General features: G+C 63.0%; 28 protein-coding genes and 1 tRNA gene. 17 read left to right on the top strand and 12 right to left on the bottom strand.

The features are described 5' to 3' along the window. Positions 1-58: 58 nt before the first annotated feature. On the bottom strand, positions 59-1,138 hold the full coding sequence (locus BM315_RS21535) for a patatin-like phospholipase family protein (RefSeq protein WP_090505423.1): 1,080 nt from the start codon (positions 1,136-1,138) through the stop codon (positions 59-61). A 150-nt stretch (positions 1,139-1,288) separates the two neighbouring features. Here BM315_RS21535 and BM315_RS21530 point away from each other — a divergent pair, with 150 nt between their 5' ends. The 4 genes from BM315_RS21530 to BM315_RS21515 are packed head-to-tail and all read left to right on the top strand — an operon-like array spanning position 1,289 to position 3,899. Beyond that, positions 1,289-1,597 (top strand): PepSY domain-containing protein, encoded by a 309-nt coding sequence (locus BM315_RS21530; protein WP_090505407.1) that lies wholly within the window; start codon positions 1,289-1,291, stop codon positions 1,595-1,597. Continuing rightward, the gene (locus tag BM315_RS21525) at positions 1,597-1,911 is read left to right on the top strand and encodes a PepSY domain-containing protein (protein ID WP_090505405.1); all 315 of its coding nucleotides are present in this window, start codon (positions 1,597-1,599) and stop codon (positions 1,909-1,911) included. Before BM315_RS21530 ends, BM315_RS21525 begins: the two co-directional genes overlap by 1 nt. Beyond that, positions 1,912-2,580: a response regulator transcription factor gene (locus BM315_RS21520; protein ID WP_090505404.1), complete on the top strand. Its 669-nt coding sequence runs from the start codon at positions 1,912-1,914 to the stop codon at positions 2,578-2,580. Further along, on the top strand, positions 2,577-3,899 hold the full coding sequence (locus BM315_RS21515; protein WP_090505403.1) for a sensor histidine kinase: 1,323 nt from the start codon (positions 2,577-2,579) through the stop codon (positions 3,897-3,899). The genes BM315_RS21520 and BM315_RS21515 overlap by 4 nt, the downstream gene beginning before the upstream one ends. 349 nt (positions 3,900-4,248) lie before the next feature. On the opposite strand, the gene BM315_RS21510 is transcribed toward BM315_RS21515, so the two are convergent. Together BM315_RS21510 and BM315_RS21505 are read right to left on the bottom strand one after the other, a co-directional pair. Continuing rightward, positions 4,249-5,049, bottom strand: coding sequence for a cytochrome c (locus BM315_RS21510; protein WP_090505421.1), 801 nt, complete (start codon positions 5,047-5,049; stop codon positions 4,249-4,251). Positions 5,050-5,051: 2 nt separating this feature from the next. Then, complete coding sequence (locus BM315_RS21505) at positions 5,052-5,411, bottom strand: rhodanese-like domain-containing protein (RefSeq protein ID WP_090505401.1); 360 nt, start codon at positions 5,409-5,411, stop codon at positions 5,052-5,054. 739 nt (positions 5,412-6,150) lie between these two features. Between BM315_RS21505 and BM315_RS21500 the strand changes: the two genes are divergently transcribed. The 3 genes from BM315_RS21500 to BM315_RS21490 all read left to right on the top strand — a co-directional run bounded on the left by BM315_RS21500 (position 6,151) and on the right by BM315_RS21490 (position 10,573). Further along, on the top strand, positions 6,151-7,356 hold the full coding sequence (locus BM315_RS21500; protein WP_090505399.1) for an acetyl-CoA C-acetyltransferase: 1,206 nt from the start codon (positions 6,151-6,153) through the stop codon (positions 7,354-7,356). A gap of 110 nt (positions 7,357-7,466) precedes the next feature. Continuing rightward, positions 7,467-9,611, top strand: a complete 2,145-nt coding sequence (locus tag BM315_RS21495; RefSeq protein WP_090505397.1) for a 3-hydroxyacyl-CoA dehydrogenase NAD-binding domain-containing protein — start codon at positions 7,467-7,469, stop codon at positions 9,609-9,611. A gap of 233 nt (positions 9,612-9,844) precedes the next feature. After that, positions 9,845-10,573, top strand: coding sequence for an amidotransferase (locus BM315_RS21490; protein ID WP_090505396.1), 729 nt, complete (start codon positions 9,845-9,847; stop codon positions 10,571-10,573). Positions 10,574-10,651: 78 nt separating this feature from the next. Here the strand turns inward: BM315_RS21490 and BM315_RS21485 are convergent, their stop codons facing one another. Continuing rightward, a complete protein-coding gene (locus BM315_RS21485) occupies positions 10,652-11,374 on the bottom strand; it encodes a 1-acylglycerol-3-phosphate O-acyltransferase (protein ID WP_090505395.1) in 723 nt (240 codons plus the stop codon). Between the two features lie 290 nt (positions 11,375-11,664). Beyond that, positions 11,665-12,354: a crotonase/enoyl-CoA hydratase family protein gene (locus BM315_RS21480; protein WP_090505394.1), complete on the bottom strand. Its 690-nt coding sequence runs from the start codon at positions 12,352-12,354 to the stop codon at positions 11,665-11,667. Positions 12,355-12,800: 446 nt separating this feature from the next. Between BM315_RS21480 and BM315_RS21475 the strand changes: the two genes are divergently transcribed. Beyond that, positions 12,801-12,890, top strand: a tRNA-Ser gene (locus BM315_RS21475). A gap of 94 nt (positions 12,891-12,984) precedes the next feature. On the opposite strand, the gene BM315_RS21470 is transcribed toward BM315_RS21475, so the two are convergent. Continuing rightward, entirely contained in the window at positions 12,985-13,248 is a 264-nt protein-coding gene (locus tag BM315_RS21470) for a Txe/YoeB family addiction module toxin (RefSeq protein ID WP_090505393.1), read from the bottom strand. Continuing rightward, positions 13,245-13,487 (bottom strand): type II toxin-antitoxin system Phd/YefM family antitoxin, encoded by a 243-nt coding sequence (locus tag BM315_RS21465; protein ID WP_090505392.1) that lies wholly within the window; start codon positions 13,485-13,487, stop codon positions 13,245-13,247. The genes BM315_RS21470 and BM315_RS21465 overlap by 4 nt, the downstream gene beginning before the upstream one ends. Before the next feature lie 348 nt (positions 13,488-13,835). On the opposite strand from BM315_RS21465, the gene earP reads away from it, so the two are divergent. Next, the gene (gene earP, locus BM315_RS21460; RefSeq protein ID WP_090505391.1) at positions 13,836-14,969 is read left to right on the top strand and encodes an elongation factor P maturation arginine rhamnosyltransferase EarP; all 1,134 of its coding nucleotides are present in this window, start codon (positions 13,836-13,838) and stop codon (positions 14,967-14,969) included. Positions 14,970-15,015: 46 nt separating this feature from the next. Beyond that, entirely contained in the window at positions 15,016-15,588 is a 573-nt protein-coding gene (efp, locus tag BM315_RS21455; RefSeq protein ID WP_090505390.1) for an elongation factor P, read from the top strand. Between the two features lie 155 nt (positions 15,589-15,743). Here efp and BM315_RS21450 read toward each other — a convergent pair whose 3' ends face one another. Next, the gene (locus tag BM315_RS21450) at positions 15,744-16,700 is read right to left on the bottom strand and encodes a LysR family transcriptional regulator (protein WP_090505389.1); all 957 of its coding nucleotides are present in this window, start codon (positions 16,698-16,700) and stop codon (positions 15,744-15,746) included. Positions 16,701-16,804: 104 nt separating this feature from the next. Between BM315_RS21450 and BM315_RS21445 the strand changes: the two genes are divergently transcribed. Beyond that, positions 16,805-17,560, top strand: a complete 756-nt coding sequence (locus BM315_RS21445; RefSeq protein WP_090505388.1) for a sulfite exporter TauE/SafE family protein — start codon at positions 16,805-16,807, stop codon at positions 17,558-17,560. On the opposite strand, the gene BM315_RS21440 is transcribed toward BM315_RS21445, so the two are convergent. Further along, positions 17,550-18,404 (bottom strand): LysR family transcriptional regulator, encoded by an 855-nt coding sequence (locus tag BM315_RS21440; RefSeq protein WP_090505386.1) that lies wholly within the window; start codon positions 18,402-18,404, stop codon positions 17,550-17,552. The genes BM315_RS21445 and BM315_RS21440 overlap by 11 nt on opposite strands. Before the next feature lie 96 nt (positions 18,405-18,500). On the opposite strand from BM315_RS21440, the gene BM315_RS21435 reads away from it, so the two are divergent. The 5 genes from BM315_RS21435 to queF all read left to right on the top strand — a co-directional run bounded on the left by BM315_RS21435 (position 18,501) and on the right by queF (position 22,778). Continuing rightward, positions 18,501-18,746 (top strand): DUF1127 domain-containing protein, encoded by a 246-nt coding sequence (locus BM315_RS21435; protein WP_090505383.1) that lies wholly within the window; start codon positions 18,501-18,503, stop codon positions 18,744-18,746. 15 nt (positions 18,747-18,761) lie between these two features. Further along, positions 18,762-19,640: a PhzF family phenazine biosynthesis protein gene (locus tag BM315_RS21430; RefSeq protein ID WP_090505381.1), complete on the top strand. Its 879-nt coding sequence runs from the start codon at positions 18,762-18,764 to the stop codon at positions 19,638-19,640. 42 nt (positions 19,641-19,682) lie between these two features. Then, positions 19,683-20,888, top strand: a complete 1,206-nt coding sequence (locus BM315_RS21425) for a winged helix-turn-helix domain-containing protein (RefSeq protein ID WP_090505380.1) — start codon at positions 19,683-19,685, stop codon at positions 20,886-20,888. A gap of 71 nt (positions 20,889-20,959) precedes the next feature. Next, entirely contained in the window at positions 20,960-21,658 is a 699-nt protein-coding gene (pyrF, locus tag BM315_RS21420) for an orotidine-5'-phosphate decarboxylase (protein WP_090505378.1), read from the top strand. Positions 21,659-21,947: 289 nt separating this feature from the next. After that, a complete protein-coding gene (queF, locus tag BM315_RS21415) occupies positions 21,948-22,778 on the top strand; it encodes an NADPH-dependent 7-cyano-7-deazaguanine reductase QueF (protein ID WP_090505375.1) in 831 nt (276 codons plus the stop codon). A gap of 128 nt (positions 22,779-22,906) precedes the next feature. On the opposite strand, the gene BM315_RS21410 is transcribed toward queF, so the two are convergent. Together BM315_RS21410 and pcrP are read right to left on the bottom strand one after the other, a co-directional pair. After that, on the bottom strand, positions 22,907-23,173 hold the full coding sequence (locus tag BM315_RS21410; protein ID WP_090505374.1) for a DUF4404 family protein: 267 nt from the start codon (positions 23,171-23,173) through the stop codon (positions 22,907-22,909). A 220-nt stretch (positions 23,174-23,393) separates the two neighbouring features. Next, positions 23,394-24,116, bottom strand: coding sequence for an HAD superfamily inactivated hydrolase PcrP (pcrP, locus tag BM315_RS21405; RefSeq protein ID WP_090505373.1), 723 nt, complete (start codon positions 24,114-24,116; stop codon positions 23,394-23,396). A 290-nt stretch (positions 24,117-24,406) separates the two neighbouring features. On the opposite strand from pcrP, the gene BM315_RS21400 reads away from it, so the two are divergent. Further along, positions 24,407-25,108, top strand: a complete 702-nt coding sequence (locus BM315_RS21400; protein WP_090505372.1) for an MlaA family lipoprotein — start codon at positions 24,407-24,409, stop codon at positions 25,106-25,108. A 49-nt stretch (positions 25,109-25,157) separates the two neighbouring features. Here BM315_RS21400 and BM315_RS21395 read toward each other — a convergent pair. Then, a partial coding sequence (locus tag BM315_RS21395; RefSeq protein ID WP_141123995.1) for an integrase core domain-containing protein occupies positions 25,158-25,472 on the bottom strand: 315 nt, incomplete at its 5' end.

The following is a 25,472-nucleotide window of genomic DNA, read 5'->3' as shown; positions in this document are numbered from 1 at the left end:
CGTGGTTGAGCGTCGCCTAAGCCTGTTGTCCGCGATGATGGCTGCAATCGCCAATGAGTCAAAGTGCCAGTGCGCGCTCGGCCAGTCGCTCGTTTTCCACCAGTTCGAGGAACTCGTCGCCGAGGCGACGGCTTTCCTCCATGGCGGTGCGCCAATAGCGTTCGCGGCCGGCGTCATCGCCTTGATAATGGCTGAAGTCCTGGCGATCCGGCAGTTTGCCGTGGGGTAGACGTTCCAGGTAGTCGGGCGAGGGAGCCAGCAGCAGGACATCCTGCAAGCGCCCGGCGTCGCCCCGGCGCCAGGGCAGAGCCTTGTCGAACCAGCCGGGAATCACTCTGTCGGTGAAGTGCGGGTAGAGCACGATGTCGTCGCCGCTGTAGGGCAGGTCGAGGTGGTAATCGAGCAGGCCGCCGTCCCTGTAGGTGCCCGGGCCGGCTCCCGGGATGTCGCGCACCCCCTCCATGATCAGCGGGATCGACCCGGAGGCGAGCAGGGCATGGCGCAGGTTGGCGCCGTTCAGCGCCAGGTAGCGCGAAGGGAAATCGCTCAGTTCGGTCAGCGGTGGGGCAAGGCGCGCATCGTGCAGGATCAGCCGCTCAAAGTGTCGGGCCAGCCGCGTCCGTCCAAGCAGGTTGTTGCCGATCACCGAGGAGAGGCCCAGGCCCAGCACGCCACGGTGGTCATGGCGGAGCAGGCCATGGCTCTTCACCACGACTATATTCAAGCGGTAGTGCGGGTTGCTCAGCACCTGGGCGTCCTGGCCAGCCAATACCTCGTCGAGCATCCGCCGGCAACTGCGCGAGACCTCGGTCATGCGCACGCCCTTGGCAAAGCGCTGCCCGCTATAGAGTTCGCCGAGCCGGCGAATCCCAGCGACAGCATCCGGCAGGCAGGCACAGGCGAAACGCCAGGAGCCGATCGAAGCACCAATCAGCGAGCGCTCGCGCGGCGCCCGCATCAACCAGTCGCCGAACAAGGCCAGATCCAGGCCCTGGATGCCAAGGGCTTTGGCTCCGCCGGCAGCACCAGGCAGAATGCCCACGTCGGCCGGTTGCAAGCCGCGCTCGCGAATGCGCGCCAAGGCCCGTGGGCCGGCCTTGATCGTCAGGGCAGGGTACTTGATTCGAATCGCACTCATGCTCGCATCCATCACGCCAGGTAGCGATTATAGAGCTCCAGGCGGACAGGCCAAGCCACTCGATCCCTGGCGGACGTGGCTGGATTCAGCTTGAGTTAAGTCCGGCGCAGTAACCTTGGTTCCGTCGAGACAAGCATACGGAGACTCAGCATGAAAACCATGATTGTACTGTTCGGCGCTGCTGCCTTGAGCGTCTCAGCCGGTATTGCCCAAGCGCGTGATCTGGGCCCGGATGAGGCGTTAAAACTGCGTGATGCGGGCACCATTGAGCCGTTCGAGACGCTCAACGCCACTGCCCTGGCCCTGCACCCCGGCGGCAAGATCGAAGAAACCGAACTGGAAGAAGAATACGGGCGCTACATTTATCAGCTCGAAGTACGCGATACCCAAGGCCTGCAATGGGACATTGAACTGGACGCCAGCAACGCTCAGGTCCTCAAGAATCAGCAGGACGATTGATGCCGACCGCTTTGCGCTATCGCGCCCTGTGCGGCCTGCTGCTGCTTGTGCTGAACGGCCATGCCGCTGCCCGCGATCTGGATCAGGACGAGGCCTTGCGCCTGCGCCGCGAGGGACTGATTCTGCCCCTGGAGCAACTACTGGATGTGGCTTTGCAGCGTTATCCTGGCGCCACCCTGCTCGAAGCCGAACTGGAAGAGGAAGACGATATCCTGGTCTATGAGGTCGAGATACTGACCCGCCAAGGCGTAGTGCGCGAATTGGAGTTGGACGCTCTCGATGGGCGTATCCTGAAGGACGAGGTGGACGACTGAATGCGCCTGTTATTGGTGGAAGACCATGTGCCCCTGGCCGATGAATTGCTCGCCGGCCTGAGCCGCCAGGGCTATGCGGTGGATTGGCTGGCCGATGGCCGCGATGCGCTGTATCAGGGTGCGAGTGAGCCTTATGACCTGATCATTCTCGACCTCGGCTTGCCGGGCAAGCCCGGTTTACAGGTACTGGAGCAGTGGCGTGCGGGTGGCTTGGCAACCCCGGTGTTGATCCTCACCGCCCGCGGTTCCTGGGCAGAACGCATCGAGGGGCTGAAAGCCGGAGCCGACGATTACCTGAGCAAGCCGTTTCATCCGGAAGAACTGCAACTGCGGATTCAGGCGTTACTGCGCCGCTCGCATGGCCTGGCCAACCAGCCGCAGTTGCAGGCGGCCGGTTTGTTGCTGGATGAAGGCCGCCAGTGCGTCAGCCGTAATGGCGAGGCGATAGAACTGACCTGTGCGGAGTTTCGTCTGCTGCGCTATTTCATGCTGCATGCCGGGCAGATCCTCTCGAAAAGCCACCTGGCCGAGCATCTCTATGACGGTGAGACGGAGCGCGATTCGAATGTCATCGAGGTGCACGTCAATCACCTGCGGCGCAAAATCGGGCGGGAAGCCATCGAAACCCGGCGCGGCCAGGGTTATCGGTTCACTGGAGATGCTGTTTGAAGTCGATCCAGCGGCGCTTGAGCCTGGGCCTGATCAGCATATTGCTGGTGGTTGGCCTGCTTTTGCTGCAGAGCAGTTTATGGCTGTTCGATCATGGCCTGCGGCGTTATCTGCAAGCCGATCTGCGCGACGAGGCCGAGTCGCTGCTGGTTGCCATGGTGCGTGGCCCGCAGGGTATCCAGCTGAATGAGCAACGCCTCAGCGCGGCGTTCCAGCGGCCATACTCCGGGCATTATTTTCGCATCGACTTCGCCGACAAGACATGGCGCTCGCGCTCATTGTGGGACAGCGAGCTGCCGCCGGCGCTGGAGTCCGGGCTGCAAGAACAGTTGGGCGACGGTCCGCAGGGGCAGATACTGCTGACCTACCGCGGCGACTATCAGCGCTTCGGTCAGCAGCTGTCAGTCCTCGTGGCCCAGGATTACACCCCAGTGCTGCAGAGCTTTCGCCGCGTACGGCAAATGGGCCTGGGCTTGGGGGTGGCGGCCCTGCTGCTGATCCTGGTGCTGCAGCGCCTGACAGTCAACCGCGCATTGCGCCCGCTGGATCAGGTGCGCGAGCAGATCGCCCAACTGCAACAGGGCCAGCGCAGCACGCTGGACAGCCGCGTGCCCCGCGAGCTGGAGCCTTTGGTGGCGCAGATCAACCACCTGCTGGCGCATACCGAAGATACCCTCAAGCGCTCGCGCAATGCCCTGGGCAACCTCGGTCACGCGCTGAAAACACCCCTGGCGGTGCTGGTCAGCCTGGCCGGGCGGGATGAGTTGCAGGAGCATCCCGCGTTGCGTGCCAGCCTGCTCGATAACCTGCAGCAGATCGAACAGCGCCTGGGGCGCGAGTTGGGCCGTGCGCGGCTGGCGGGGGATGCCTTGCCCGGCGCGTATTTTGTCTGTGCCGAGGAACTGCCGGGGCTGTTCTCCACCCTGGCAATGATCCACGATCGCAACCTGCATCTGGATTGGCGGGCAGCAGCGGGCTTGCGGTTACCCTGGGATCGCGAGGACATGCTCGAACTGCTCGGCAACCTGCTGGATAACGCCTGTAAATGGGCGAAAAGCCAGGTGCGCTTGAGTATCGAGTGCACGACTGACGGTTACCTGCTCAAGGTGGACGACGACGGCCCCGGCATCGAAGCCGGACAGCGGGTACAAGTCCTGAACCGAGGCACACGCATGGATGAGCAGGTTGCCGGGCACGGTCTGGGCTTGGGCATCGTGCGTGACATCGTCGACACCTGGGGTGGCAGCCTGGGGCTGGAGGACAGCGGGCTGGGCGGTTTGTGCGTGCGTATTCAGTTGCCATCGCTGCGCAAGGCCTGACGCACTGGTTGAGGTCCAGGCCCGCGCGCTTTGGCAGGCCGTTGAAAAACTACCTGCGTTGGCAATACTGCGTTAAAAACAGGCTCGGGTGCGAGCCCAGTCGAAATGCTCATTTACAGCTCGTAAAGTCGGATGCGACCCCAGTCGCTTCCTCGCCTGTTTTTGCCTTGTCTGGCCTGCCTCGCCTACGTTTTTCAACGGCCTGTTAGCCGGTTGCGGGAAAATGCAGGGCGCTCGGGACGCCTCGCGCTCTTTCTGCGAGCCAGCCTGTGGCCGTTACATCACTGCGCCGAGTACCGGTCAATTTCACCTGGCATCGCGCCCTGGCCTACAGCCGCGATGCCTCGGGTTACCCGCCCGGCACCTTGCGCCCGCTCATATGCCGCAAGTAGTCGAGTAGCTGCGCCAGTTCGGCATTGCTCAAGAGCGTCTCTGCGAACCCCGGCATCCGGCCTTGCGGCCAGCGCCGCAGGTGCTGCGGGTTGCGGATGTAGATGGGGAGAAAGCCCGCCGCGAAATACTCGGTAGGATTATGCGGCACATTCAGATCGGGGCCGAATTGCGAATCGCCGGCAGTATTCAGGCGATGACAGGCCATGCAGTGCTTCTGGTACTGCAGCAGGCCGGCATGCACCTGCGCGGGCGCATCGGCGGCGGGCAGTAGCTGCGGAAAGCGCTCGGCGACTGCCGCCAGCTTGCGGATACGCACAACCTGAAACGGCCACTGTTCAGGGCCGATATGACTGGCTGCCGGATTCTGCCAGACCAGATAGAACGGCCCGGCACTGTGCTTGCCGGGCGCCAGTGGTGGCCAGGGCAGGGCTGGGTCTTCCACTGCCAGCCAGGCCTGTGCGCCGCTTTGGTTAAGCAGGGCGGCCGCCGGCAGTTCGGCGGCAAAGCCATCGAGTGCCAGTGCCTGGAGATGATCGCCCGGCTGCACGCCGTCCAGCAGCGCCGCCAGCGGCACAGCGCGGTAGCTCATGCTGCGCTTGTAGCTGACGTCCTCGTTGATCTCGATGTGCCGGGCTTGGGGATGGGCGAGCAATTGGGTGCTGCTCCAGATCCGACTGTGCTCGCCGAGTTCCAGTCGCAACTCGGCGCCTTGCACAGCGCTACTCAGACTCAGCAGGGCCGCCAGCACTACACGCAGGCTCAATTGTGCCGTGCCAGGGCCAGTTTCAGCTGGTCGTAGCCCCCGGCGTCGATCAGGTTGCGATAACCCAGCTTTGCCAGACTGTCCTTGGCGATTGCCGAGCGCCTGCCACTGCGGCAATAGAGCACGATGGGCGTGTTCTTATCGGCAGCCAAGGCGGCAATCTGTGTGGTGATCTGCTCATGGCCGATCCGGTTGGCGCCGGGCAGGGCGCCGGCGGAAAACTCTTCGGCGCTACGCACATCGATCAGCAGGGTGCCAGGTGCCTGCAATGCAGCAACGGCGCGCTGTAACGAGATTTCGTCTGCGCCAAGCGGCAGGCTGAGCAACAGGGTCAGAACGGCAGTCAAGACACGCATGCAGAGTTCCTCGGGGATAGATCGAGCGAGGCTCTAGCATAATTGAAAATGCCCGGAATGAAGGGGCGAGGTTAGCTGGCGCGGACGTTGCCAGTGTTTTGCCTGGGCATGCCAGCGAGGCTTGCTTGTCCTGTTGCCGCGTTAGCGCACGTTGAGTGCGCCAGACAGCAACAGGTCAGGCGAGCGTTCAGCCGACCAGACGGGTCAGGTTGGGAAGGATCAGGATCAGGGTTGTGGCGAATACGATCAGACTCGCTTGCCGGATTTTGGGCTGTTTGAACATGGCCATCTGCCTTTTGTTTTTGTTGGTGTGGCGTCGAATGCCCGCTCTCAAGGCCTGTCGGGCTACAGCGTCACGCCTGCGCGTGGACTGAAAACCACCCCGGCAAAACCCGGCGGCGGCATCTACTTTTGTAGCTCTATTTCCGTGTAGTCATGCTAACTCTAGGGGGCATGTCACAGGTTGCTTAGAAGACTTGGTTGCTAGCCGTTGCGCGTTCGGAACATTGAGTTATGCCTGTACACCAAAGAGCCTGAGCAACCCTTGAGCCAGAGCCATTCGGCTGGCCTGTGCCTGCATAACGCCAGCAGGCGACCGTTCGTCTGAGCGGCTCGGTCAATGTGCCTGAGCACTTCGGTCATTGAGCCTGCCCCGTCCGGGGGTAAGGTGGTGCGACCAACAAGAACAGGCGCAACCTGGCTGGATCAGGTGGCATGCCATTCATACCCCGAGGACGCCATGACCGAAGCATTCATATTTGATGCGGTGCGCACGCCCCGCGGCAAAGGTAAGAAAGACGGCGCGCTCTACAGCGTCAAACCGGTCAGCTTGGTCGCTGGCCTGCTCAACGCCCTGCAAATGCGCAACAACCTGGATACCAGTCAGGTCGACGACATTGTGCTCGGTTGCGTGACCCCGGTGGGTGACCAGGGTGCCGACATCGCCAAGACCGCCGCCATGGTCGCCGACTGGGACATCAGCGTCTCGGGCATGCAGCTTAACCGTTTCTGCGCCTCGGGCCTGGAGGCGGTGAACCTCGGCGCGATGAAGGTGCGCTCCGGCTTCGAGGACCTGGTGGTGGTCGGTGGCGTCGAGTCGATGTCGCGCGTGCCCATGGGCTCCGACGGTGGCGCCTGGGTCATGGACCCGGAAACCAATATGCACAGCCATTTCACCCCGCAGGGCATCGGTGCCGACCTGATCGCCACCCTGGAAGGCTTCAGCCGCAGCGATGTCGACGCCTATGCCCTGCGCTCGCAGCAAAAGGCCGCGCGTGCGCGTGATGATGGCTCGTTCGCCAAATCATTGATTGCAGTGACCGATCAGAACGGCATCGTGTTGCTCGACCACGACGAATTCATTCGCGCCGACAGCACCCTCGAGGGGCTGGGCAAGCTCAATCCGAGCTTCGAGGCGATGGGGCAGATGGGCTTCGACAGCACTGCGCTGCGGGTCTACAGCCATGTCGAACAGATCAATCACGTGCACACCCCGGGCAACAGCTCCGGCATAGTCGACGGCGCCGCGTTGATGCTGATCGGCTCTGCCGCCAAGGGCAAGGAGCTGGGGTTGATACCCCGTGCGCGCATCGTCGCCACCGCGGTGACCGGCACCGACCCGACCATCATGCTCACCGGCCCGGCACCGGCCACGCGCAAGGCGCTGGCCAAGGCCGGGCTCAAGGTCGAGGACATCGATCTGTTCGAGGTCAACGAAGCCTTCGCCTCGGTGGTGATGAAGTTCATGCAGGACATGGGCGTGAGCGAAGACAGGGTCAACGTCAACGGTGGCGCCATCGCCATGGGCCACCCGCTGGGCGCCACCGGCTGCGCGATTCTCGGCACCCTGCTCGACGAGCTGGAGAGGCGCCAGTTGCGTTACGGCCTGGCCACCCTCTGCGTGGGCGGCGGCATGGGCATTGCCACCGTCATCGAGCGCATCTGACCCTACGCCGCTGGTGATCGCGGGCATGGGACTCGGCGTCCCCCCCGCTCCTACGGTTTCTGCGTTGCCCTCCAGTCGAGCGCAACTGTCGGCAAGAAAGGAATTAAGTAATGACTGACGCCATCCGTTACGAAAAAGGCCAGGACGCTATAGTCGTGCTGACCATCGACCTGCCCGGCCAGAGCGCCAACACCATGAACGCGCAGTACCGCGAGGCCATGGGCAAAGCCGTTGCGCGCCTGGAAGCCGAGAAGGACAGCATCGCCGGCGTGATCGTCACCTCGGCGAAGAAGACCTTCTTCGCCGGCGGCGATCTGGGCGAGCTGATCAAGGTCAGCAAGGCCGATGCCAAGCCGTTCTACGAGATGATCCTGACGATCAAGGGGCAACTGCGCCGCCTGGAAACCCTGGGCAAGCCGGTGGTGGCGGCGATCAACGGTGCGGCCCTGGGCGGCGGCTGGGAAATCTGCCTGGCCTGTCATCAGCGTATCGCCCTGGACAGCTCCAGCGTGCAACTCGGCCTGCCGGAAGTGACCCTCGGCCTGCTGCCCGGCGGCGGCGGGGTGGTGCGCATGGTGCGTCTGCTGGGGCTGGAAAAGGCCCTGCCGTACCTGCTCGAAGGCAAGAAAGTACGCCCGGTTGCCGCGCTCAAGGCCGGCCTGATCCATGAATTGGCCAGCGACAAGGATGACCTGCTGGCCAGGGCGCGTGCCTGGATTCTGGCCAATCCGAATGCCGTACAACCCTGGGACGCCCACGGCTACAAGATCCCCGGCGGCACCCCGGCGAGCCCCAATGTGGCGCAGATGCTCGCCATCGCCCCCTCCATTCTGCGCGACAAGACCAAAGGTTGTTTCCCTGCACCGGAGAAGATCCTGTGCGCCGCGGTCGAGGGCGCCCAGGTCGACTTCGACACCGCGCAGATCATCGAGGCGCGCTACTTCACCGAACTGGCCACCGGCACGGTGGCGAAGAACATGATCGGCACCTTCTGGTTCCAGCTCAACCAGATCAACGCCGGTGGCTCGCGGCCGCAGGGTTTTGCGCCCCATGTGACACGCAAGGTCGGCGTGCTCGGCGCCGGCATGATGGGTGCGGGCATTGCCTATGTCTCGGCCGTGGCCGGTATCGAGGTGGTGCTCAAGGACGTCTCGCTGGAAGCGGCCGAGAAGGGCAAGAGCTATTCGGCCAAGTTGCTGGAAAAAAAAGTCGGCCGCGGCCAGATGAGTGCCGACAAGCGCGACGCCATCCTGGCGCGGATCAAGGCCAGCGACAAGGACGCCGACTTCAACGGCTGCGACCTGATCATCGAGGCGGTGTTCGAGGACCGCGACCTCAAGGCTAACGTCACCGCAGCGGCCGAGCGCGCCGCCCTGAGCGATGCGCTGATCGCCTCCAACACCTCGACCCTGCCGATCACCGGCCTGGCTACTGCGGTGCAGAAACAGGACAAATTCATCGGCCTGCATTTCTTCAGCCCGGTGGACAAGATGCCTTTGGTGGAGATCATCAGGGGCGAGCGCACCAGCGACGAGTCCCTGGCGCGCGGTTTCGACTACGTCATGCAGATCAACAAGACTCCGATCGTGGTCAACGACAGCCGCGGCTTCTTCACCTCGCGGGTGTTCGGCACCTTCACCAATGAAGGCATCGCCATGCTCGGCGAAGGCATCAACGCGGCCATGATCGAGAACGAAGCGCGCAAGGCCGGCATGCCGGTCGGCCCGTTGGCGATCAGCGACGAAGTGTCCATGAGCCTGATGAACCATATCCGCCAGCAGACCCTCAAGGACCTGGCCGAGGAGGGCAAGAGCATCGCGCCGCACCCGGCCTTCGCGGTGATCGAACTGATGCTGGGTGAATACAAACGTCCGGGCAAAGCGGCCGGTGCGGGTTTCTACGAGTACCCGGCCGGCGCCAGGAAGCATCTGTGGCCGCAGCTCAAGGCGCGTTTCGAAAAGCCCGACGCACAGATCTCGCAACAGGACGTGCGCGATCGCCTGCTGTTCATCCAGGCCATCGAAACCGTGCGCTGCCTGGAGGAGGGTGTGCTCGAGTCGGTGGCGGATGCCAATATCGGCTCGATCTTCGGCATCGGCTTCGCCGCCTGGACCGGCGGGGCGCTGCAGTTCATCAACCAGTACGGCATCCGCGATTTCGTCGCCCGCGCCCAGTACCTGGCCGAGCAGTACGGCGAACGTTTCCTGCCGCCGGCGCTGCTGTTGGAGAAGGCCGCCAAGGACGAAAGCTTCTGACCTTGCAGGACCTGCAGGGTGCCCGCACAGCAGTGCATCAACCTTGTGGCGGCGCTGCCGAGGCAGGCGTGAATGGACGCTATGCTGCCTGTCGGCTGCGCCGATCCCGGCGCTGACCAGGTAATTGGTCGAATTTGTGCCGGCTTGGCGAGTCGTCCTCTTGCCTTGCTGCCTTGCCGCAGGCAGGCTTGCACACCTTACGAACCATCACTCGCGTTTCAGGTATTTGCCCCATGCCGTTGCAGATTTGCATTCTGGAGACTGACATTCTTCGCCCCGAACTGGTCGGCCAGTATCAGGGCTATGGCCGAATGTTCGAACAGCTCTTCGCGCGTCAGCCGATCGCCGCCGAGTTCACCGTGTACAACGTGATGGAAGGCCATTACCCGCCGGACAGCGAGCACTACGACGCTTACCTGGTCACCGGCAGCAAGGCCGATTCGTTCGGCAGCGATCCGTGGATCGAGACCCTCAAGAGCTACCTGCTCGAGCGTTATGCCCACGGCGACAAGTTGCTCGGTATCTGCTTCGGTCACCAGCTACTGGCATTGCTGCTCGGCGGCAAGGCCGAGCGCGCCGAGCAGGGCTGGGGAGTGGGCATCCATCGTTACCGCCTGGCCCACCAGCCGGCCTGGATGAAGCCGGTGCTGGAGGAATTGACTCTGCTGATCAGCCACCAGGATCAGGTCACCAAGCTGCCGGAAAACGCCACGCTGCTGGCATCCAGCGACTTCTGTCCGATCGCCGCCTACTGCATCGACGACCAGGTGCTGTGCTTTCAGGGCCATCCGGAGTTCCTCCACGACTACTCCAAGGCGCTGCTGGAGATTCGCCAGCAGCATATTGGCGAAGAGGCCTACCGCAAGGGCGTCGACAGCCTGCAGCATGAGCACCAGGGGCATACGGTAGCCGAGTGGATGATGCGCTTCGTCGCCCATGGCCGCGCCGGTCTGAATGACTGATCGACCCATGCCGGATGCGCAGGATAGCGCTCACCGGTAAGCAAAAAGCCCGTTCATGCAGAACGGGCTTTTTGCCTTCTATGCCGTTGTGAGCTGCTGATCCATCGCCGCGATGCATTGCTGCATCTGTGTGCGGCAGGTTTCGATCAGTCGTGGCAGATCAGCCTGGCTCAGCCCCGCAGTGGCGATCGCCGGAAGTGCGCGAATCATGATGCTGCCGCTGTTCCAGCGGTTCAGGCGGATGTGCTTCACGTAACTGCTGACACACACCGGAATGATCGGTACGCCAGCGGCAATCGCCATCTGGAATGCCCCTTTCTTGAATGGCAGCAGCTCGCCACCGAGGTTGCGCGTGCCTTCGGGGAAGACCCAGATCGATGTGTCCTGGTGCTTGAGGGTGTCGGTGGTGGTCAGCATCGCCCGTTTGGCGCTTAGAGCGTTGCCCCGGTCGAGCAGCACATTGCCGGCCAGCCAGTAGAGCTGGCCGAAGAAGGGCAGCCATTTCAGACTTTTCTTGCCGATGCTGACCGTGCGTCTGGGCACCACGCGGCCGAGCACGTAGAGGTCGTAGTTGGACTGATGGTTGGCGACGATCACGCACGAGCGCTGATGATCGAGTAACGGCCGCACATCGGTCTTCAACTGCAAGCGCAGCAGCCATAGCGCCGGCAGGCTGTATAGCCGGGCGCAGATACGGCTGTTATCCGGGTTGAACGGGCGGCAGATACCGAGCAGCAGGCCGAGGATGCCCGCGAAGATGAAGTGCACGCCCATCGCCAGCATGCGCAGAAGAAAAAGCATCGGGTATGCCCGCCACAAGAAAGGGCGCGCAGCGTACGGGCGCGCACTTTGTCCGGCAATTGTCGGTTATGCGCAGCAAATTTCCGCTTCTCCAGGGGGATTTCATGGGTTCTGGATGAGGCGGCCCGTTAGCGTCTAGCACCGTAAGTCATAGCGCACGGTGCAATCGCGGGGTAGTTAGTCAGGCGCCAGCTTTCGCGGATTGCATCCGGGCGACGAAAAATGCTGCTCACTTGGCTCAAGTGAACAGCATTGCGACACGAGGCCGGGCTCGAGAGCGATCCTGGCAGTCAGAGCGGATGCTGCTTGTCCAGTTCGATGGCCTGATCGAGGATTTCCAGCAGGCCCTTGCGCACTTTCAGCTTGGTATTTTTGTGGGCGCTCATGTTGATCTTCTGCATCTGCCGGGCGGCTGCCTGGGCGGCGGCCAGCAGTTGCTCGGCAGGCACCACCTTGTCGAGGAAACCGGCATCCACCGCGCCTTGCGGGTCGAACATTTCGCCATTGATTACCGAGCGGTGGAACGCCGATTTGCCCAGGCGGTCGCGCGCCAGTGCGATGCCGGCGTTGTGCATGGTCATGCCGATCTGCACTTCATTCAGGCCGATGCTGAACGGGCCTTCAGTGCCGATGCGGTAGTCGGCCGAGAGCAGGATAAAGGCACCCTTGGCCACGGCATGGCCAGGACAGGCGACGATGATCGGGAAGGGATGGGCGAGCATGCGCCGAGCCAGGGTCGAACCTGCGGCAACCAGGGCGATTGCATTCTGCGGTCCGGAGGTCATCACCTTGAGATCGTAACCACCGGATAAAATGCCCGGCTGGCCGGTGACGATGACGATGGCCCTGTCCTGCTCGGCACGATCCAGTGCGACATTGAAGGCGGCGATCACGTCGGGCGAGATGGCGTTCACCTTGCCGTTGCACAGGGTCAGGGTGGCAATACCGTCTTCGAATTGATAGCTGATCAGGTCGCTCATTGCGGGTTCCTTGGGGCTGAAGTGTCACAGACGTTACCCACCCGCACCGTCCAGGTAAAGCGCCGCGGCTGACTGGTGAGTCAGCTGTGGCGGGCGTTTGCAGCCTATCGGGCACACCACGGGGTGCGGCTTTGGCGTTGCGGTGGACGTGAGAGAGCAGGCGGCGCGCATGAGCAACGCCAAGTGGGCTGTTTGCTGGCGTCCCGGGTTGCTGGCGGTCAGTCTGGCGGGCTGGTGTTGCCCGCCGCTCCTACGCAAGCCTGTCTATTTCCTTCGGCTTCCAGCTGTTCGCCAACCAGCGTTTCGCGCTAACGCCCCAGGCTTGCCGGGCGAATACCGGGCATTTGGCATAAGCGCATGAATCTTCTGAAAAAAACTTTTGCCTTTGGCGAGCTGTTCGGCTAGATTAGCGCGCCTCGACAGACACCCGGTGTCAGTCGAGATCCGGTGAAGTGTCCGAGCGGTTGAAGGAGCACGCCTGGAAAGTGTGTATACGAGAAATCGTATCGTGGGTTCGAATCCCACCTTCACCGCCACTTTCGAAATGCTAAGGCCCTGATTTCTAACAAGATTTCGGGGCTTTTTGCTTTCTGGCTTTCGCTGGTGTCGATGAAGTGTCGAAAAGGCCGGTCAGTCGTAGTGCGACCAGAGCCGCAGCACCTTCACCACCTGTTCCTCTTGCAGCACCTGATAGACCAGCCGGTGCTGAATGTTGATGCGCCGCGAGTAAGCCCCGGCAAGATCCCCGACCAGCTTTTCATGGGGCGGCGGGTTCTGCAGCGGGTTTTCCTGTACGACGGCGAGCAATGACTTTGCTTTGTCCTTCAGCCCCGCCGCCGCGAGCTTCTGAGCATCTTTCTGTGCTTGTTTCGTGTAGACGAGCTGCCAAGTCACCAATCCAGTTCCTTAGCGCATTCCTCGACCGGCTCGGCCATGCCTTCCTTGATCGACTCGCGCATGCCTGGAACAGACAGCAGATACAGAGTCTCTTGGATGGCGTCCCAATCTTCGGCCGACACCAGGACAGAGTTAGTCCGCTTGCCCGAAATCAAAATGGGCTGGTGTGATTCGGCTGATTGGTCCATGAGCCGGTACAGGTTTGTGCGTGCTTCACTTGCGGTTAGGGTTTGCATGGGGCTGAGCCTCCTAAATCCAGATGGCTATCGTACGACAAGTCGTACGTTTTGTTAATGCCCACATAGAACCGGATTGGTTTTTGATTTACCGGGTAGAAAGCAGATGAGCTTCAGTTTATGCGGACAGGGGCTCGCGCCGATATTTTCAATAAGTAGTGTCGGAAACACTGTGCCGAATCGACCCGGTGAACGAGGCGCAAGTCCCGCACTGCATTGCTTTCCTGGGGTTGCGGCTGTCGATGTCATGGCGAAAAGCTGGTGCGGCGCGTGGAGCTTTTTCGTTTCTGTCATTTGCCCTGATCCGCCTGGCGACTTAAGGTCTGGCCATAACCGAGCGGAGTACCTATGCGCGTCACCTGGGACATTTTCTGTAGCGTGGTCGATAACTACGGCGATATTGGCGTGACCTGGCGCCTGGCGCGGCAGTTGGCGGCGGAGCATGATGTGGCGGTGCGCCTGTGGCTGGATGATCTTGGCGCCTTCGTTCGCCTGTGTCCGCAGGCCGACAGGCAAGCGGCGCAGCAATGGCGCCAGGGCGTGGAAGTTCGCCAGTGGCCAGTGCCGTGGCAGTCTGTGCCGTCGGCGGATGTGGTGATCGAGGCGTTTGCCTGCGAGTTGCCGGGCGCTTATGTAGCGGCGATGGCGGCGCGACCGCAGAAGGTGCTGTGGCTGAACCTGGAGTACCTCAGCGCCGAGGACTGGGTCGAGGGCTGCCATGGTCTGCCGTCCTTGCAGTCCAATGGCTTGCAGAAATTTTTCTTCTTTCCCGGTTTCACCGCTGGCAGCGGGGGCTTGCTGCGCGAGCGCGAATTGCTGGCGCGGCGCCGGGCGTTTCAGGCCGATCCGCGAGCGCGTGCGGATTTTCTCCAGGGGCTGGGGGTGACGCCGATTGCGGGGGCGCGGCTGGTGTCGTTGTTCGCCTATGAAAACCGCGCCCTGGCCAGTTGGCTGGCGGCCCTGGCGGCGGACACCCGGGTGACCCAGTTGCTGGTGCCGGAAGGGCGCATTCTCGCCGATCTGCAGGCCTGGCTCGGTTGCGCGGCGCTGGTGGCTGGCGATCGCCAGCGGCGCGGTCAGTTGCATGTCCAGGTGTTGCCCTTCGTCGAGCAGGATCAGTACGACCATTTGCTCTGGAGCTGCGATTTCAATGCAGTGCGCGGTGAGGACTCGTTCGTGCGTGCGCAGTGGGCCGGACGGCCGTTGCTCTGGCATATCTATGGGCAAGAGGAAGACGCCCACTGGGACAAGCTCGAGGCGTTTCTGGCGCTTTATACCCAGGGGTTGTCGCCCGTCGCGCGGGCGGCGCTGGAGGGGCTGTGGCGGGCATGGAATGCCGGTGAGGCCATGGGTGAGAGCTGGCAAGCCGTGTTGCAGGAGTGGCCGGAACTGGCCGAACATGCCGAGCGCTGGTGTCTGCAGCGGGCTTCTCAGGCGGATCTTGCCATGGCACTGGTAGAGTTTTATCAAAATTGGCTATGATATGCGGCCTAGATTTCCGTATCTCCATCCAAATCCGGATATTAGTATGAAAACCGCACAAGAAATGAAGCCCAACAGTGTGGCCCTGATCGACGGCCAGCCGTGGCTTATCCAGAAGGCCGAGTTCACCAAGTCCGGCCGTAACAGCGCTATCGTCAAAATGAAGTTGCGCAACCTGCTGACCGGTTCCTCGACCGAGACCGTGTACAAGGCCGACGACAAGCTCGAGCCGGTCATCCTCGATCGCGTCGCTGTGACCTACTCCTATTACAGCGAGCCGAACTACGTCTTCATGGACGAAGAGTTCAACCAGTACGAGCTGAACAAGGACGACCTGGAAAGCGTTCTGCCGTTCATCGTCGACGGCATGACCGATATCTGCGAAGCCGTATTCTTCGAGGGTAAAGTGGTTTCGGTCGACCTGCCGACCACCATCGTGCGCCAGATTGCCTACACCGAAGGTTCCGCCCGTGGCGATACCTCGGGCAAGGTGATGAAGCCTGCCAAGTTGAGCAACGGTACTGAAGTCAAGGTTGCCGATTTCTGCAATATCGACGACTGGATCGAAATCGACACCCGCACCGGCGAGTACAAGTCGCGCGCTAAAGCCCCGGTTTAACCGCCAGCTTTACCCGCGAGCAGAAGAAGCCCGGCCTTGGTGTCGGGTTTTTTTCTGCCTGGGATTTGCCAGGTTTTTTGCAAGGTTGAATGGGCGGCGTTCCGCTCGGCCCGCCGAAGCAGCAAAGCCATTTGTGCTGGGCTGAAGCCCGCTGCTTAGCTGCGGCCTAAACCGCTTTGCAGGGCCAGATCCCAGGGCGGCAGCGGGCCGAAGCGGGCCTTGAGGAATTCCAGCAGCAGGCGGCTGCGCGAACCGGTTTCGCGCTCCAGGCGCAGGGCGTAGATGCCGCTGGGTTCCGGCGCCGGCAGGCCGGTTTCGCAGAACAGCGGCAGCAGTTCGCCGCGCAACAGGTAGTCGCTGATCAGCCAGGTCGGCAGGTGGGCGATGCCGAGGCCGGCGAGGGCGCCGAACAGCAGGGTTTCGGCGTTGTTGGCGGTCAGGCGCAGGCGTTGCGGGCGGCAGATCTGCAGCTTGCCGTCGACCTCGAAGCGCCAGGCGTAGGGCGGCGCCAGGCTGTCCCAGTCGAGACCGTCGTGCTCGAGCAGTGCGCCGGGTGAGCGCGGCACGCCGCGCCGCGCCAGGTAATCCGGGCTGGCGCAGACCACCCGCACCAGCGGCGCCAGGGCGGTGGCGACCAGGCGGGTATCGGCCAGCGGGCCGATGCGCAGCACCAGGTCGACCTCGCCGAGGTGGGCGCCGTGCAGGTCGATGAAGCTGTCGATCAGGCGCAGTTGCACGTCCAGCCCCGGATAGGCGACGAGAAATTCGGCAATCGCCGGTGCCAGGTGGCGCCTGCCGAATGGCGCTGGCGCGTCGATGCGGATCAAGCCCTCTGGCGCGCTGCTCAGCGACACGGCCTCGGCACGGGCCAGGTTCAGCTCCGCGAGGATGCGCCTGGCGCGCTCGGCAAAGGCCTGCCCGGCCGGGGTGGCGCGTATCGCGTGAGTGCTGCGACTGAACAGGCTGCTGCCGAGCGAGCGCTCCAGTGCATCGATGCGCCGCGCCACGGCAGAAGGGGTGAGCGGGTGGCGCCGGGCGGCGGCGGAGAAACTACCGCTTTCCAGCACGTCGAGAAACAGGCTGAGCTGGTCGGTCAGGGCGTCGGGGTTCATGCATGGCTCGCTTGTGCGTGATCGGCACAGCGATTGTGCGTTGCTGTGCGTTTCCTGGCCAGTCCTGGCTGGCTAGCATGCGCAGGACGCCAACGGAGCCACCGATGAACCCGATCGACTTTGCCTTGAACCTGATCCTCGGTGTGCTGCTGGGTACGCTGGGTGGCCTGTTCGGCATCGGCGGCGGCCTGATCGCGATTCCGGCTCTGGGTGTGCTGTTCGGGCTGGATCAGCAGTTGGCCCAGGGTACGGCCCTGGTGATGGTGGTGCCGAATGTGCTGCTGGCGCTGTGGCGCTACCACCAGCGCAACCGCATCGACCTGCGTCATGCGCTGACCCTGGCACTCAGCGGCTTCTTCTGTGCCTTGCAGGGGGCCGCTTGGGCGGTGACGCTGGATGCCGAACGCATGCGCCTGGCCTTCGTCGGTTTTCTCCTGGCGCTGGCGCTCTACAACCTGTCGCGGGTTTATTGGCGCCCGACGGCGGGCAGCAGCGAACTGCGTCAACCCTGGCCCTGGCTGGCGGCGCTGGGCAGCGCTGCCGGTTTGCTCGGCGGCTTGTTCGGGGTCGGTGGTGCGGTGCTGGCCGTGCCGGTGCTGACCGGCGTGTTCGGCACCTCCCAGGTGATGGCCCAGGGCCTGGCGCTGGCCCTGGCGGCGCCGAGTACCGGGGTGACCCTGGTGACCTATGCGGTGCACGGGCATGTCGACTGGGCGCTGGCGCTGCCCCTGGCGCTGGGCGGTTTGCTCAGCATCAGCTGGGGGGTGAAGCTTGCCCACGCCTTGCCCGAGCGGCTGTTGCGCGCGCTGTTCGCCGGCTTCCTGCTGCTCTGCGCGCTGCTGCTAGGTCTTAGAGCCTGAAGCCTTCGACGATGTGCTCGGCCAGGGTTTCGCTCACCGGCGACTGGGTGCGCGCATTACGCAGCAGCACGATGCTGGCCGAGGGCATGGCCGGCAGGCCTTCGGCTTCGCCGATGATGCGCAGGTCGGGGGTGATCAGGCTCTGCAATTGGGCGGTGATCGCCAGGCCGGCGCTGACCACCGCCATGATCGCCGAGAGGCTGGGGCTGGTGTAGGCGAGGCGGTATTGCCGCTCCATGGCATCCAGCGCATTGCAGGCCCAAGTCCGGCAGAAGCACTGGGCATTGAACATCGCCAGCGGCAGCGGCTCCTGCTCGTGGGGGCTGAAACCCTGGGCTTCGGCCCAGACGATGCGCTCCTGGCGCAGTAGCTGACCGATTTCGGTGCCTGGCTCGCGGGTGACGATGGTCAGGTCCAGGTCCTGGCGCTGCAGCAGGTTGTACGACGGCTCGCAGTGCAGTTCCACCTGCACCAGCGGGTAGGCCTGGGCGAAGCGCGAGAGGATGCCCGGCATGAAGCGCATCACGTAGTCATCCGGGGTGCCGATGCGCACCGAGCCGACCATGTGCGGCTCGCGCATGGTGTTCATCACCTCGCCATGCAGCTTGAGGATGCGCCGGGCGTAGCCGAGCAGCACCTGGCCCTCGGCGGTCAGGCTGACCTGGCGGCCGTCGCGCTGGAACAAGGGGCGCTGGATCACGTCCTCTTCCAGGCGTTTCATCTGCATGCTGACCGCCGATTGAGTGCGGTTGACCATCTCGGCGGCTCGGGTAAAGCCGCCGTTGTCGGCGATGGCGACGAAGGTGCGCAGTAACTCGCTGTCGATGCTCGGGTAGCTGGCCATTCATCAATCTCCGAGATGGTGTGCATAAGAAACATTCGTTGGATTGATCATAAGCCCGGCGCGAGACTGTCGCCAACCCCACAGGAGGGCGACGAGATGAAAGGTCAAAAAGGTTATGCGATAGTAAGTGTGTGGCCACGCCAAGCCGTGAGCCTGGGCGCTCTGGCCAGGGCGCTGTGGCGTCGGCTCAAGCGCTGGCATGAGCTGGCCAGGCAGCGTCGGCAGCTGGCGGCGCTTAGCGATGCGGCGCTCAAGGATCTCGGCCTGAGCCGGGCGGATGCGCTGCAGGAAGTCGACCGGCCGTTCTGGGACGATCCGCTGGCGCAGTCGCGCGGGAAATAATGGGAGGATTGCTGAATGCGGGTGCAGGTACGGATCGTCAATGCCTTCGTCGATGGCAAGCAGGGCGGGAACCCTGCCGGCGTAGTCCTGCAGGCCGACGGCCTGGATGCGCAGCAGAAGCAGGCCATCGCTGCACAGGTGGGTGTCTCGGAAACCGCCTTCGTTTCCAGTTCGTCCAGCGCCGCGTTCAAGCTGGAGTTTTTCACCCCGAACCGGCAGATCGCCCATTGTGGCCACGCGACCGTGGCCACGTTTTCCTTGCTGCGCCAGCTCGGTCAGGTAGACGAAGGCTGGAGCAGCAAGGAGACCCTCGACGGCAATCGCGACATCCTGATCCAGGCCGACATGGCCTTCATGGAGCAGCGTGCCCCCGAATACTGCGACCTGGACGATGATCCGGCGCTGCTCGCCGATATCCTGGCGGCCCTCGGCACCGACCCTGGGCATCTGCTGCCCGGCTTGCGGCCAGTGCGGGTGAGCACCGGCGGAGCATTCGTAGTGGCGCCGTTGGTAGACGAGGCCCAGGTGCATGTGCTGCAGCCAGACCAGGCGGCGTTGGCGCGTATCAGCGAGCAACTCGAGCTGATCGGCTTCTATGTCTTTTCCCCGCAGGCGCGCAAGCCTGGCCGGGCGGCCGGTGCGCGCATGTTCGCGCCGCGCTACGGCATCGCCGAGGAGGCCGCCACCGGTATGGCCGCCGGGCCATTAGCGTGCTTTCTCCATGATCGGATGCAGGTACCGGGCGCTCGCCTGCTGATCGAGCAGGGCTACCTGATGCAGCCGCCTTCGCCCAGAGTGATCACCGTCGATCTGCAGTTGGCCGACGGGCGCATCGAACGTCTGCTGGCTGGCGGGCGGGCGCAGACCATGCACGAGCTGAGCCTGGAGATCTGAGGTGCCAGCGTCGGCTGCCGCCAGTGCGCTGGCATCGAGCCCATGATGTTCACTCTCTCTCTTGCCCAGGCCCGGCGTCTGGCGCTGCGTGCCCAGGGCTTCGGTCGCGCGCTGCCGGACATGGTCGGTCACCGCCAGGTGCTCGCGCAGATCGCCAAGCTCGGCGTGTTGCAGATCGACTCGGTGAATGCCTTGGTGCGTTCGCACTACCTGCCGCTGTTCTCCCGCCTCGGGGCTTACGATCGAACGTTATTGGAACAAGCGGCCTGGAGTCAGGGGCATCGTCGCAGCTTGTTCGAGTACTGGGGCCACGAGGCCTCGTTGCTGCCGCTGTCGTTCTATCCGCTGCTTCGCTGGCGCATGCAGCAGGCGCGCAATGGCGAGGGCATCTACAAGCAGCTGGCGCATTTCGGTCGCGAGCAGCAGCCCTTGATTCGCCGGGTGTTGCAGGCGGTCCGCGAGCAGGGCGCATTGGGCGCCGGCAGCCTGGGACAGAAAGCCGTCGGCAGCAGCGCCTGGTGGGGCTGGAGCGCGGAAAAGCATGCGCTGGAATGGTTGTTCGCCGCCGGCGAGGTGACCGTCGCCGGGCGCCGCGGTTTCGAGCGCATATACGACCTGCCGGAACGGGTATTGCCCGCTGCCGTGCTGAATGTGCCCGAGTTGGAGAGCGCCGAGGCCCGGCGCCGCTTGCTGCTGCATGCCGCCGAGGCGCTGGGCGTGGCCACGGAGAAAGACCTGCGTGACTACTACCGCCTGGAGGCTCGCGACAGCCGGGCGCGGCTGGCCGAACTGCTCGAGGCCGGTGAACTCCAGCCGGTGCGCGTGCAGGATTGGGCGCAGCCCGCGTATTGCCGGGGCGCGCCGACCATTGCGCGCAGGGTCGAGGCCAGTGCCTTGCTCTCGCCCTTCGACTCGCTGATCTGGGAGAGGGCGCGTACCGAGCGCTTATTCGACTTCCGCTATCGCCTGGAGATCTACACCCCGCAGCACAAGCGGGTGTATGGCTACTACGTGTTGCCGTTTCTGCATAGGGAGCGTCTGGCAGCGCGGCTGGATCTGCGCGCCGAACGCGGCCAAGGCTGTCTGGCCGTGCATGCTGTGCATGTGGAGGCGCCTGGGCTGGATGAGCTGGGCTTGGCAGCGCTGGCGCTCAACCTGCGCACCTTGGCCGGCTGGTTGGGGCTGGAGCGCGTAGCGCTCAACTGCACGAACGGCAACGCCGCGCGTCTGCGCAGGTATCTCGACTGAGAGCCTGAGTCGGCAATTGGCTACGGCTTCCGCTACAATGCGCGGCGAATTTGCCCTGCCGAGAGCCCACCATGTCCGCCTGCCAGACCCCGATCATCGTTGCCCTGGATTTCCCGACCCGTGATGCCGCCCTGGCGCTGGCCGATCGGCTCGATCCCAAGCTGTGCCGGGTCAAGGTCGGCAAGGAACTGTTTACCCGCTGCGGTCCGGATATCGTCGGCGCCTTGGCCGGCAAGGGTTTTGAGGTGTTCCTCGATCTGAAATTCCACGACATCCCCAACACCACGGCCATGGCGGTCAAGGCCGCCGCCGAGCTGGGCGTATGGATGGTCAACGTGCATTGCTCGGGCGGTCTGCGCATGCTGGTGGCCTGCCGCGAGACCCTGGACAACCTGGCCGGCGCCAAACCGCTATTGATCGGCGTGACCGTGCTGACCAGCATGGAGCGCGAGGACCTGGTCGGCATCGGCCTGGATGTCGAACCCCAGGCGCAGGTGCTGCGTCTGGCGGGGCTGGCCGCGCAAGCCGGGCTGGATGGGCTGGTGTGTTCCGCCCAGGAAGCCCAGGCGCTCAAGGCCGCTTATCCGGCGTTGCAACTGGTCACTCCCGGCATTCGTCCGGCGGGCAGCGCCCAGGACGATCAACGGCGTATCCTGACTCCGCGCCAGGCGCTGGATGTCGGTTCCGATTATCTGGTCATCGGCCGGCCGATCAGTCAGGCCGCCGATCCGGCTCAGGCCCTGGCGGCGGTCGTGGCCGAGCTGGCCTGAGAGGTTGTGAAAAAATCGCTTGCCTGCTGCGACTACCGTCGGGCGACTGTAACTGCGTTACGCTACGCAAACGGAGCGCAGCGGAGTAACAGCCGCAGGCTGGCCCGCAGGGCGAGCGAAGCGAGTCAAAACTTCGGTCATTTGGCTCGCCAAACTCCCTCGTTTCACGTGGCGCGCCTTGTTTCGCTCGCCCGACGGCGTCCTCGCGACGGCCTTCGCTTTTTTTCACAACCTCTGATAGCACGTCAACAATTACAGACGCTCAATTCGACTCAAGCAGGTTTTTGCCATGCATTCCGCCGCCGAAGATTCGCCACTGGGTAAATCCAGCGAATACATCGCTACCTACACGCCGTCGCTGCTGTTCCCGATTGCGCGCGCCGCCAAGTGGGCCGAGCTGGGCCTGACGGCCGAGACCTTGCCGTATCGGGGGGTGGATTTCTGGAACTGCTTCGAGCTGTCCTGGCTGTTGCCTTCGGGCAAGCCGGTGGTGGCCATCGGCGAGTTCGCCATACCGGCCGATTCGCCGAATATCATCGAATCGAAATCTTTCAAGCTGTACCTCAACTCGCTGAATCAGACCGCGTTCGCCGACGTCGCCGAGTTGCAGGAGGTGTTGCGCCGGGATTTGTCGGCGGCCACCGGCAAGCCGGTGGGGGTGCGCGTGCGCAGTTTGGCCGAGGTGACGGCCGAGGGGGTGGCGACGCTGCCCGGGCAGTGCATCGATGACCTGGATGTGGTCATCGGCAACTACGCCCGACCGCAGCCTGAGTTGCTGCGTTGCGAGCCGCAGCGGCTAGTCGAGGAAAGCCTGCACAGCCACCTGTTGAAATCCAACTGCCCGGTTACCGGCCAGCCGGATTGGGGTAGCGTGGTGGTGCGGTACCGTGGTGCGGCGCTGGATCACGCCAGTTTGCTGGCCTATCTGGTGAGCTTTCGCCAGCATGCGGATTTCCACGAGCAGTGCGTGGAGCGGATCTTTCTCGACCTGCAACACCTGCTCCAGCCCGAGTACCTGACAGTGTATGCCCGTTACGTGCGCCGCGGCGGCCTGGACATCAATCCCTATCGCAGTACGGCGCCGATAGCGCCGGACAACCGGCGGTTGGTGCGGCAGTAGGAGGGAGCTACAAGCGGCAAGCCATCAGCGTCAAGCAAGAGCTTGACCGCGTCGGGTAGCACTTACACTGGCTTGCAGCTTGCAGCTTGCAGCTTGCAGCTTGCAGCTTGCAGCTTGCAGCTTGCAGCTTAGATCCCCATGTTGGCCAGGCTCTGCACTATGTTGCGCAAGGTGCCGGCCAGGGTCGGGTGGCTGGCTTCGAAACGTTCCACGGCCAGGTTGACGCCATCGATCAGGGTGGCGTCCGGCGCGGCCGCCGCCTGGCGGGCCAGTTGGAGTTCGATTTCCTGGGTCAGGACATACAGCGATGCCCGTTCTTCTTCAGTCAGTGGCGGATCTTGAGCCAACTGATTGCGCAGCTCTTCCAGCTGTTGCTGCAGACGGTTTGCAGGCATAGAACTCTCCCTTTATGGATAAGCAAAACATTGGCCGCGCGCCTTCGCGAAGACCCTTGCATGCTTGCTAGGGTAATCCAAGCGGCGCCGCTTTGCTTGCCCGGGATTAAATCTTCAGCGGCTGTAATCGAGCTATTGCCCGTTCTGTTTGCGGCATGTGGTCTCTGTCGCTGTCGCCTTGGTGCGTGTCGCGGATAGGAGCGAGAGTTTTTACAACCGTTCAGGTTTTTTCGCCCTTTTTCCGGCGTGAGCCGAGGTCGATCAGGCAGGGACCAAGTTCGCCCAATTGATCGATTACCGCGTGCACGCCGAGGCGATACAGGGTCAAGGTCGCCCGGGTGCGCAACTGGTCGCGCTCGGCTGCGGCCAGGGCTTGCCAGTCTGCCGGTGCCTGGCCGCAGAGTGGTCCACAGGCCGCCAGACCGATGGTCCACAGTCCGGCATTGAGGCCGGCCTTTAGCAGGCGTGGTTCGCCGCTGATCAGCACGCAGCCATCGAGTCGCTCTACCTGTAAGTCCACCAGGGCTTGCCAGCAGGCGTCCGGCGCAGGCCAAGCGCGGCCGCCTCGGCTCAAGGCGGCGGGGAGCCAGTCGGGCAGCGGGGTTGCCAGGGCGATGCTGGCATCGCGCGGCAGTTCATCGAGCCAGGCACAAGGCACGTTCTGCCGATGCAATTGCTGTAACTGCGCCAGCGCGCCCGGGGTGAGTTCGGCGTGCTCGCAGGCTGCCTTGCTCAATGCCTGCTCGAAGGCCTGGCGTTCGCCAGCGCTGGGCGTGCGGCCAAGCCGTTGTTCCAGGGTGGTATGCGCAGCGCCGATCTGTTCGTCGCCGTGTCGTGGATACAGGCGCTGCATGGCCGTGGGCAGCGTGCGTGCACCGAAGTCCACCAGGCAGCCGGATAAACCGAAAAGCAACGCGTTGAAGGCGGGTGGTGTGGCCGGCATGCTGCTCTTCCTTGAATTAATCCAGGTCAGTCTGCAGGCTGCTGATGACGAGCAAGTGAACATCTTGTGACAGTCATGCGGCAACGATCCATACGGCATGCCCAGCCAGTCGCCAGCCATGGTGATTGCCCTTGTCTCGCTTGACGAGGTCATGAACAACAGCGGATCAGCAGTTTTCCTGCATTTTGCCGACACCCCCGGCTGCCTATTTGGCTACGTCAGGCTTTATACTGCCGGCCTCAATGGCCGCCTTGGGTCGGCCTACTACTTTTTCTCAAGGAGAGACCCTGATGCCTGTATTCGGTGCGAACTGGATCGATCGACTGGGCCGATTGTTTGCCTGTGCCAGCCTGGCACTGCTTCCTCTGGTGGCGCAGGCTGCTGAAGATGATCCGTGGGAAGGCTTCAATCGGGCGATCTTCCGCTTCAACGACACCCTCGATATTTATGCGCTCAAGCCTTTGGCGCAGGGCTATCAGGCGGTAACCCCGCAGTTTCTCGAAGACGGCGTGCATAACGTCTTCGGCAATATCGGCGATGTCGGCAACCTGGCCAACAACGTGCTGCAGGGCAAGTTTCACGATGCTGGTGTGGACACCGGTCGGGTGATTTTCAACACCACCTTTGGCGTATTGGGCTTCTTCGATGTGGCCAGGCATATGGGCCTGCAACGCAGCGACGAAGATTTCGGTCAGACCTTCGGCGCCTGGGGGCTGGGTAGTGGCCCCTATGTGGTGCTGCCACTGCTCGGTCCCAGCACTGTGCGCGACACCTTCAGCAAAGTGCCGGACAGCCTGCTTCAGCCATACCGCTATATGGGCCATGTGCCGACCCGTAACGTCACGCGCGCTGTGGATGTCATCGATACCCGCGCCAGTCTGCTGTCGGCTGAGCGGATGATCAGCGGTGACAAGTACATCTTCGTGCGCAACGCCTACTTGCAGAATCGTGAGTTCAAGGTGCGCGACGGTGATGTCGAGGACGACTTCTGACAGGCTGTTGAAAAACGACCTGTGTTGGCGATACTGCGTTCTGTAGTGGTCAACTAATCTCGGACACGACGTTAAGCTTTTTCTCGGCCTGAGCTGGGGCCAGCCCACCATTGAGTTGGTGGGGTCGAATCCAGTTGTACCGATGCATCAAATAATGACTGATATCACGCTGGGCTTCATGGGCAGTTCTGTAACCCAGGGCCGGTATCCATTCGGTTTTCAAGCTGCGGAACACACGCTCCATCGGTGCGTTGTCCCAGCAATTTCCCCGACGACTCATGCTCTGACGCATTCGATAACGCCACAGCCTCTGGCGAAATAAACGGCTCGCATACTGCGACCCTTGATCCGAGTGGAACAGTAG

Source organism: Pseudomonas borbori (assembly GCF_900115555.1).
Lineage (GTDB): Bacteria > Pseudomonadota > Gammaproteobacteria > Pseudomonadales > Pseudomonadaceae > Aquipseudomonas > Aquipseudomonas borbori.
Note: the sequence above shows the minus strand (reverse complement) of the source record. Positions and strands in the feature narration are given on the sequence as shown.